Source organism: Streptomyces sp. SYSU D01066-1 (assembly GCF_054956795.1).
This window is the reverse complement of record NZ_JBUDHV010000066.1, coordinates 1-9,513: the sequence shown is the minus strand read 5'-3', so window position 1 is coordinate 9,513 and position 9,513 is coordinate 1. Positions and strand designations below refer to the sequence as shown.

Here is a 9,513-nt window from a genome sequence, read left to right as displayed (position 1 = left end):
GTCGCCGCCCGAGGCAAGAGCGGCGACCCGCTCCACCTGCACCTCCAGCGCCTCCGCACTCCGCGCCGACACCACCCACGGAACCACCGGCAACGACACGTCGTCCGAGACCGGGGCGGGCTCCGGGTCTCCCTCTTCCACGATCACGTGCGCGTTCGTCCCGCTGATCCCGAACGACGACACCCCGGCCCGGCGCGGCCGGCCGTTCCTCGCCCATTCCTGCGGCTCCGTGAGCAGTTCCACCGCACCAGCGGACCAGTCCACGTGCGGCGACGGCGCATCAACGTGCAGGGTCCTGGGCAGACGTCCCCGTTGCATCGCCATGACCATCTTGATCACACCGGCGATACCCGCGGCGTGCTGCGTATGACCGATGTTCGACTTCACCGAACCCAGCCACAGCGGCCGGTCCCGGTCCTGCCCGTAGGTGGACAGCAGTGCCTGGGCCTCGATCGGGTCACCGAGCTTCGTGCCGGTGCCGTGTGCCTCCACCGCGTCCACATCCGCGGCGGACAGTCCCGCACTCGCCAACGCACCCTGGATCACCCGCTCCTGCGACGGACCGTTCGGCGCCGTCAGTCCGTTCGACGCACCGTCCTGGTTCACCGCCGAACCACGCACCACCCCCCACACCCGGTGCCCGTTGCGCCGGGCGTCCGACAACCGCTCCAGCAGCAGCACGCCCGCGCCCTCGGACCAGCCCGCCCCGTCCGCCGCCGCCGAGAACGACTTGCACCGGCCGTCCACCGCGCCCACCCGCTGCCGGGAGAACTCCACGAACAGGGTCGGGGTGGACATGACGATCACGCCGCTCGCCAACGCCAGCGAGCACTCGCCGTTGCGGAGTGCCTGGGCGGCCAGGTGCATGGCCACCAGCGAGGAGGAGCACGCGGTGTCCACCGTCAGCGTCGGGCCGGTGAATCCGAAGTTGTAGGCGATCCGGCCCGACGCGATGCTGCCCGCGCTGCCGGTCAGCAGGTAGCCCTCGAATTCGGGGACCTTGGCGAGGATGCCGCCGTGGTCCTGGCCGCTGACGCCGGCGAACACCCCGGTCTGGCTGCCGCGCAGCGACAGCGGGTCGATGCCCGCGTGTTCGAAGGTCTCCCACGTGGTCTCCAGGAGCAGCCGCTGCTGCGGGTCCATGGCCAGCGCCTCGCGGGGCGAGATACCGAAGAAGCCGGCGTCGAAGCGGTCCACCTCGTCGAGGAAGCCGCCCTCGACCGTGTACGTCTTGCCGGGCGCGTCCGGGTCCGCGTCATAGAGGTCGGCGGTGTCCCAGCCGCGGTCGGCCGGGAAGGGCTCGATGGCGTCGACGCCGTCGACAACCAGCCGCCACAGATCCTCCGGCGACCGGACGCCGCCCGGATAGCGGCAGGCCATGCCGACGATGACGACGGGATCGTCCTCCAGGTCGGCCCTGCGCACGGGGGTGACGTCGGCCGGGGCTGTCGTGCCGCCGAGTTCGGCGTCCAGGTAGGAGGCGATGGCGGCGACGCTCGGATAGTCGAAGACGAGGGTGGCGGACGGCCGCAGCCCGGTCGCCTTCTTGATCCGGTTGCGCAGTTCGACCGCGGTCAGCGAGTCGAAGCCGAGTTCCGTGAAGGGCCGGTCCTGCTCGATGGCGGACGCGTCGTGGTGCCCGAGCACGTCCGCGACCTGGGCGCGGACCAGGTCGGCCAGGGCCCGGGCGCGGTCGGCGGGAGACAGCTCGGCCAGCCTGCGGGCCAGCGAGGAGGCGCTTTCGCCGGTTCCGGCCGTACCGCGGTGCGTGCTCGGCCGGACCAGGCCACGCAGCAGGAAGGGCAGGTCACCGCCGAGGCCGCGCAGCGCGGGCAGGTCGAGCCGGGTGGGCAGGACCCAGGTGTGGCCCTCCCGCAGCGCGGTGTCGAACAGGGCGAGACCTTCCGTGTCGCTGAGCGGGCGCATGCCGGCCCGGGCGATACGGTCCCGGTCGGAGTCGGTCAGCTCGTCCGTCATGGCTCCGTCGGACGCCCACAGTCCCCAGGCCAGGGCCGTCACCGGCAGGCCGCTGCGGACGCGGTGGCGGGCCAGCGCGTCGAGGAAGGCGTTGGCCGCCGCGTAGTTCGCCTGGCCCGCGCCGCCGAAGGTGGCGGCGGCCGACGAGTAGAGGACGAACGCGGTGAGGTCGAGATCGCGGGTCAGGTCGTGCAGGTGCCAGGCGGCGTCGGACTTGGGCCGCAGCACCGTGGCGAACCGGTCCGGGGTGAGCGCGGTGACCAGTCCGTCGTCGAGCACACCGGCGGCGTGCACGACCGCGCGCAGCGGCCGGTCGGCGGGAATGCCGGCCAGCAGCGCGGCGAGCGCGGCCCGGTCGCTGACGTCACAGGCCACCAGGGTGGCCTCGGCTCCGAGACCGGCCAGTTCGGCGGAGAGTGCCTCGGCCCCCGGCGCGGCCGGGCCGGACCGGCTGACCAGCAGGAGGTGCCGTACGCCGTGCTCTCGCACCAGGTGCCGGGCGAGCCGGGTGCCCAGTGCGCCGGTGGCGCCGGTGAGCAGCACCGTGCCCTCGGGGTCGAACGGGGTGGGGCCGGCCGGCGCGCCGGGTACCCGGGCGAGGCGCGGCACCAGGACGGCTCCGGCCTGGACGAGCACTTCGGGTTCGTCGACGGCCAGCGCGCCCGGCACGCCGTCCGCGCTGTCGGTGTCGATGAGCCGGAAACGGTCGGGGTGTTCGGCGCGGGCGGTCCGCACGACGCCCCACACGGTCGCGGCGGCCAGCTCGGTGCCCTGGACGGCGCCGCTGGTGACGACGGCGAGCGTGGTTCCGGCCAGCCGCTCGTCGGACAGCCAGGCGGTCAGCAGCGCGGCCGTGCGGGACGCGGTGAGGTGGGTCGCGGCCAGGGGGTCGTCGCCGTCGGGCACGACACTGGTGAGTACCAGGTCGGGCACGGGGGCGCCGTCGTCCAGCGCCTGCCGCAGGGAGCCCAGGTCCGGGTGCGCGGTACTGCCGGGGAAGGCCGCTGCCAGTCCGTCGGCGGCGATCAGGGTGGGTTTCACCGGTTCCGGCTGCGGGACGGGGACCTCGCGCCAGTCGATCCGGAACAGGTCGTCGTGGTCGCGATGCGCGCCCCGCAGCGCGTCGGGGTTGACGTCGCGCCAGGTCAGGGTGTGCACGGTGGCGACGGGCGCGCCATCGGCGTCGGCGAGCGCCAGGGTGACGGCGTCGGGTCCGGTCGGGGTGAGGCGGACCCGGAGCCGGGTGGCGCCGGAGGCGTGCACCTCGACGCCGCTCCAGGCGAACGGCAGTCCGCCGTGCCGCCCGTCGTCGACGACACCGCGCAGCAGCGGGTGCAGGGCGGCGTCGAACAGGGCGGGGTGCAGCACGTACCGGGGCGCGTCGGCGGCCTGTTCCTCGGTGAGGGCGACCTCGGCGAACAGTTCGCCGCCGCGCTGCCACACCTTGCGCAGTCCCTGGAACTGCGGCCCGTAGCCGTGGCCGAGTCCGGCCAGCCGGCCGTAGACCCCGTCCAGGTCCACCTCGGTGGCGCCGGCCGGCGGCCACTCTCCCACGGGGGCGGGCGCCGTGCCGCCGGCGCTGAGCACTCCGGTGGCGTGGCCGGCCCACTCGGGTTCCAGTCCGTCGGCCGTCTCGGGCCGCGAGTGCACGGACGCCTCCCGCGTCCCGGATTCGTCGGCCGGACCGACCACGACCTGTATCTGCACGGCGCCTTCGGCCGGCAGCAGCAGCGGCGCGGTCAGGGTGAGGTCCTCGATGTGGCCGCAGCCCACCCGGTCGCCCGCGGTGGTGATGAGTTCCACCAGCCCGGTGCCCGGCAGCAGCACGGTGTCCAGGACGGCGTGGTCGGCGAGCCAGGGATGGCTGCTGAGCGAGAGGCGGCCGGTCAGTACGACGCCGCCGCCGGCCAGCTCGACCGCCGCGCCCAGCAGCGGGTGGCCTGCGAGGCCGAGCCCGGCGGCCGTGACGTCGCCGACGGTGCCGTCGGAGGCGAGCCAGTAGTCGGCGTGCTGGAACGGGTAGGTGGGCAGCTCCACCGGTCGGCCCGGGCCGTCGAAGAGCGCCGTCCAGTCGACCGGCACCCCCCGCACGTACAGCTCGGCCGCGTTGGTCAGCAGCTGGTGCAGGCCGCCGTGGTGGCGGCGCAGCGATCCGACCACGACGGCGTGCTCGGCGCCGTGTGTCTCGGCCGTCTCCCCGATGCCCATCGTCAGCACCGGATGGGGGCTGACCTCCACGAAGGCGCTGTGTCCCGAGTCCAGCAGGGCGACGGTCCCCTCGGCGAAGCGCACCGTGCGGCGCAGGTTCTCGTACCAGTACTCGGCGTCCATCAGGGCCGTGCCCAGCCAGTCGCCGGTCACCGTCGACCACAGCGGGGTGTCGGCGGGCCGGGGGGCGATGTCGCGGAGTTCGGCCAGCAGCCGGTCGTGGATCGCCTCGACGTGCGCGGAGTGCGACGCGTAGTCCACCGGGATGCGGCGGACCCGCACGCCCTCGGCGGTCAGTTCGGCGAGCAGTCCGTCGAGCGCGCCGGAGGCGCCGGACACGACCACGGCGCGGGGCCCGTTGACCGCGGCCACGGACAGTCCGTCGTACCGGGCGAGCCGTTCCTCGACGTCGGCGACGGGCAGCGGCACCGACACCATGCCGCCGCGTCCGGCCAGTTCGGTGAGGGCGCGGCTGCGCAGGACCACTACGCGTGCCGCGTCCGCCAGGGACAGCGCGCCGGCGACGCAGGCGGCCGCTATCTCGCCCTGCGAGTGCCCGATCACGGCGGCCGGTGTCACACCGATCGCCCGCCACGCCGCGGCCAGCGACACCATGACCGCGAAGAGGGCGGGCTGCACCACGTCGACCCGGTCCAGGGAGGGTGCTCCGTCTGTCTCGGCCAGCAGGTCGAGCAGGGACCAGCCGGTGAGCTCGCCGAGCACCTGGTCGCACTCGGTCATGGCGGCGGCGAACGCCGGTGAGGTGGCGAGCAGTTCGGTGGCCATGCCGGTCCACTGCGAGCCCTGTCCGGGGAACACGAACACGGTGTCGCCGGGCGTGGCCGCCGCGCCGACGGCCACGCCGGCGGACCCCTCGGCCACGGCGGTCAGCGCGGCGACCAGTTCGGCGTGGTCCCTGCCCACCACGACCGCCCGGTGCTCGAACTCGGCTCGGGTGGACAGCAGCGACCAGGCCACGTCGGTGAGGTCCTGGGCAGGCCACTCGGCAAGCCGGGCCGCCTGGGCCCGCACGGCGGCGGCGCTGCGGCCGGAGAGCACCCAGGGCACCGCGGCCGGCGGGGTCCGGCCGGGCTCCTCGGCCGCCTCCGGTTCGGGTGCTTCCTCCACCACCACGTGCGCGTTGGTGCCGCTGATGCCGAACGACGACACGGCCGCGCGCCGGGGGCCGTCACCCGGTGTCCACTCACGGTCCCGGTCGAGCAGCCGGACCGCGCCGGCCTCCCAGTCGATGTGCGGCGAGGGGGCGTCCACGTGCAGGGTCTTCGGCAGCACTCCGTGCCGCAGCGCCATCACCATCTTGATCACTCCGGCGACGCCGGCGGCGGCCTGGGTGTGCCCGATGTTGGACTTGACGGACCCCAGCCACAGCGGCCGGTCCGGGTCGCGGTCGCGCCCGTAGGTGGCGAGCAGCGCCTCCGCCTCGATCGGGTCGCCGAGCCGCGTGCCGGTGCCGTGCGCCTCGACGACGTCGACGTCGGCCGCCGACAGACCGGCGTTCGCCAGCGCCTGCCGGATCACCCGCTGCTGCGACGGCCCGTTCGGCGCCGTCAGCCCGTTCGACGCGCCGTCCTGGTTCACCGCCGAACCACGCACCACGGCCAGCACCGGATGGTTGTTGCGCCGGGCGTCCGACAGCCGCTCGATCAGGAGCATGCCGACGCCCTCGGACCAGCCGACGCCGTCCGCGGCGGCCGAGAACGACTTGCACCGGCCGTCGGAGGACAGGCCGCGCTGCCGGGAGAACTCCACGAAGACCGCCGGCGAGGACATCACCGTGACGCCGCCGGCCAGGGCCATCGAGCACTCCCCGGAGCGCAGCGCCCGGATCGCCAGGTGCAGTGACACCAGGGACGACGAGCAGGCCGTGTCCACGGTGATCGCGGGGCCGACCGTGCCGAGGTTGTAGGCGATCCGTCCGGAGGCGATGCTCGCCGCGCTGCCGTGTCCGAGGTATCCCTCGAAGCCGTCCGGCGCGGTGAGGAACCGGGACCCGTAGTCGGCGTACATCACGCCGGTGAACACGCCGAGGGGTGTCTCCCGTACGGACAGCGGGTTGATCCCGGCGCGTTCGATGGTCTCCCAGGCGGTCTCCAGGAGCAGCCGCTGCTGCGCGTCGACGCCCGTGGCCTCGCGCGGGCTCATGCCGAAGAACTCGGCGTCGAACTCTCCGGCGCCGTGCAGGAATCCGCCGTCGGTGCTGTACGTCTTGCCCTTGCGGTCCGGGTCGGGGTCGAGCAGGTCGTGCGGCCAGCCGCGGTTGGTGGGGAACGGGGTGATCGCGTCACCGCCGTCGGCCACCAGTTGCCACAGCTCGTCCGGTGAGGTCACTCCGCCGGGGAACCGGCACCCCATGCCGACGATCGCGATCGGCTCCTGGTCCCGCTCCTCGAACTCGCGCAGCCGGTGCTGAGCCTGGTAGAGATCCGCCGAAACCTGCTTGAGGTAGTCCAGCAGCTTCTCGTCGTTCGCCATTGTCTAATGCCCCATTCGGTTTCGCCGTACGGATGGGCTCAGCTGAGGGAGATTCCGAGTTCTTTGGTCACGAAGTCGTAGACCTCGTCCGCGGAGGCGTCGGCCAGCCGTTCGGTGGCCTGGCCCGCCTCGGTGCCGTTCGTCCACTGCGACAGCAGCGCGCGCAGTCGTTCCGCCGCCCGGGTCCGGGTGGACTCGTCGAGTTCGGCTGTGGCCATCTCGGCCTCCAGCTCACCCAGGCGGTCCAGCACGGGATGCCCGTCCGGTGTCCCGTCCCGCAGTTCGGCGCGCAGGTAGCCGACCAGCGCCGCCGGGGTCGGGTAGTCGAACGCCAGTGTGGCGGGCAGGCGCCGCCCGGCCAGGGCGGTGAGCCGGTTGCGCAGGTCCACCGCGGCGAGGGAGTCGACGCCGAGGTCCGCGAAGGTCCGCTCCTTGTCGAGCCCTTCGGCGCCCGCGTGGCCGAGGACGACGGCGATCTCGTGGCTCACCACGTCCTCGATCAGCCGGTCCCGGTCTTCCGGCGCGGTACCCGCCAGCCGGTCCACGAGGGTCTCGCTGTACGCCTCGACGGTCGCGCCGGGCCGCCGCGGGGTACGGACCAGGCCGCGCAGCACCGCGGGCAGTGCCTCGCCCTGGGCCCGCAGTGCCTTGGTGTCCAACCGCATCGGCAGCACCCACGGCCGGCCGGTCCGCAGCGCCGCGTCGAACAGGTCGAAGCCGGTGGTGTCGTCCAGGGCGATGATCCCGGCCCGCGTGAGCCTGCGCAGGTCGGCCTCGCCGAGGCGGCCGGTGATACCGCTGCCCCTCGCCCACAGCCCCCACGACAGGGCCAGCGCCGGCCGGCCCTGGGCGTGCCGGTACAGGGCGAGCGCGTCGAGATAGCCGTTGGCAGCGGCGTAGTTGCCCTGGCCCGGCGCGCCGAACGTGGCCGCGACGGAGGAGAACACCACGAACGCCGACAGGTCCAGGTCCCGGGTGAGTTCGTGCAGGTGCCAGGCGGTGTCCGCCTTGGGGGCGAATACGTGGTCGACGCGCTGCCGGTCCAGGGAGCCGATGACGCCGTCGTCGGCCACCCCGGCCAGGTGCAGGACGGCGGTCAGCGGGTGCTCGGCCGGGATCGCCGCCAGCAGGTCCGCCAACGCCGCCCGGTCGGTCACGTCGCAGGCGACGACTTCCACGTCGGCGCCCGACTCCTCCAGCTCGGCCACGAGTTTCCCGACGCCCGGGGCGTGCGGGCCCCGCCGGCCGGCCAGCAACAGCCGACGCACCCCGTGCGTGTGCACCAGGTGCCGGGCGAACATCCCGCCCAGCACGCCCGTACCACCGGTGATCAGTGTCGTGCCCGAGCTGGGGAACGGGACCGGGTCGGCGTCCTCGACCGGCAGCCGGACGATCCTGGGCACGAGGGCCACGCCGTCGCGCAGGGCCAGCTGCGGTTCTCCCGAGGCGACAGCGCCGGGCAGGAGCGGCCAGGCACCGCCCAGGTCGTCCACGTCGACCAGCACCAGCCGGTCCGGGTGCTCGGTCTGCGCGGACTTCAGCAGGCCCCAGGCGGCGGCACCGGCGAGGTCGGTCACGTCCGGTCCCGTGGCGCCGGTGGTGACGATCACCAGCCGGGTGTCGGTCAGCCGTTCGTCCGCCAGCCATTCCCGCACCATGTCCAGCGCGTCGCCGACCGTGCCGGACGCGGTCGCCGCGTCCGTGGCGGTGAGCGGCGCGAGGACCACGGGCGGCAACGGCTCCCCGCTGTCGAGTGCGGCGCGCAGCGCGGCCACATCGGGGTAGGTCACGTCGGGGAAGGCCACATCGGGGCGGGCCGCATCGGGGTGGGCGGCGGGCAGTCCGGTGCGGCTCGTGCCGAGCGCGGCCCACGACCGGGTGTCGCCCGCTCCGGTGTCGACCGGGTTCCAGACCACTTCGAACAGTGAGTCGTGGTGTCGGGCCCGTACCGCGTCGGCGCTCACCGCGCGCCAGGCCAGGGAGTCGATCCTGGCGACCGTTCGGCCGCTGTCATCGGCCATGTGCAACGACACCGTGTCCGGGCCGACCGGCGCGATCCGCACCCGTACCCGTGACACGTTCGCGGCGAACACGCTCACCCCGCTCCACGCGAACGGCAGCCCGGCCGCGCGTCCGTCGTCCAGGACACCGGGCAGCAACGGGTGCACGGCCGCGTCCAGCAGCGCCGGATGCAGTACGAACTCGCCGGTTCCGCCGGGCTCATTGGTGGGCAGCTCGATCTCCGCGAACACCTCGTCGCCGGACTGCCACAGCCGGCGCAGTCCCTGGAACACCGGGCCGTAGTCGTAGCCCCGCTCGGCCAGCCCCTCGTAGAGGTCGCTCAGATCACGCTCCACGGCGTCGGCGACCGGCCAGTCGAATCCTGCCCCGGGACCGGCGTCGGCGGCCCCCAGCGAGCCAGTCATGTGCTGGGTCCATTCCGGATCGGCCTCGTCGGCAGCCGGCCGCGAGTACACGGCCACGGCCCGGCCGCCCGTCTCGTCCGGCGCCTGGACCACCACCTGGAGCTGTACCGCGCCGGAGCGTGGCAACAACAGCGGGGTGAGGAGCACCAGTTCCTCGGCCCGCGGGCATCCGACGCGGCGTCCGGCCGCCATGACCAGTTCCACGAACGCCGAACCGGGCAGCAGAACCGAGCCCAGCACCGCGTGCCCGGCCAGCCACGGACGGGTCGACAGCGCCAGGGTTCCGGTCAGGACCGTCTCGCCGCTCGGTAGTTCGACGACGGCGGCCAGGAAGGGATGTCCGGCCTCGACCAGCCCGGCCGCCGACACATCACCCGCACTCGGCTCCAACCAGTAACGCTGACGCTGG

At 73.9% G+C, this 9,513-nt stretch carries 2 protein-coding genes; both read right to left on the bottom strand.

What is annotated here, in order from left to right:
* On the bottom strand, positions 1 to 6,678 hold a 6,678-nt coding region (locus ACY1JF_RS31655; RefSeq protein ID WP_462708720.1), incomplete at its 3' end, for a type I polyketide synthase.
* A gap of 38 nt (positions 6,679 to 6,716) precedes the next feature.
* Positions 6,717 to 9,513, bottom strand: a 2,797-nt coding sequence (locus ACY1JF_RS31650) for a type I polyketide synthase (protein ID WP_462708719.1), incomplete at its 5' end; no start/stop codon positions are given.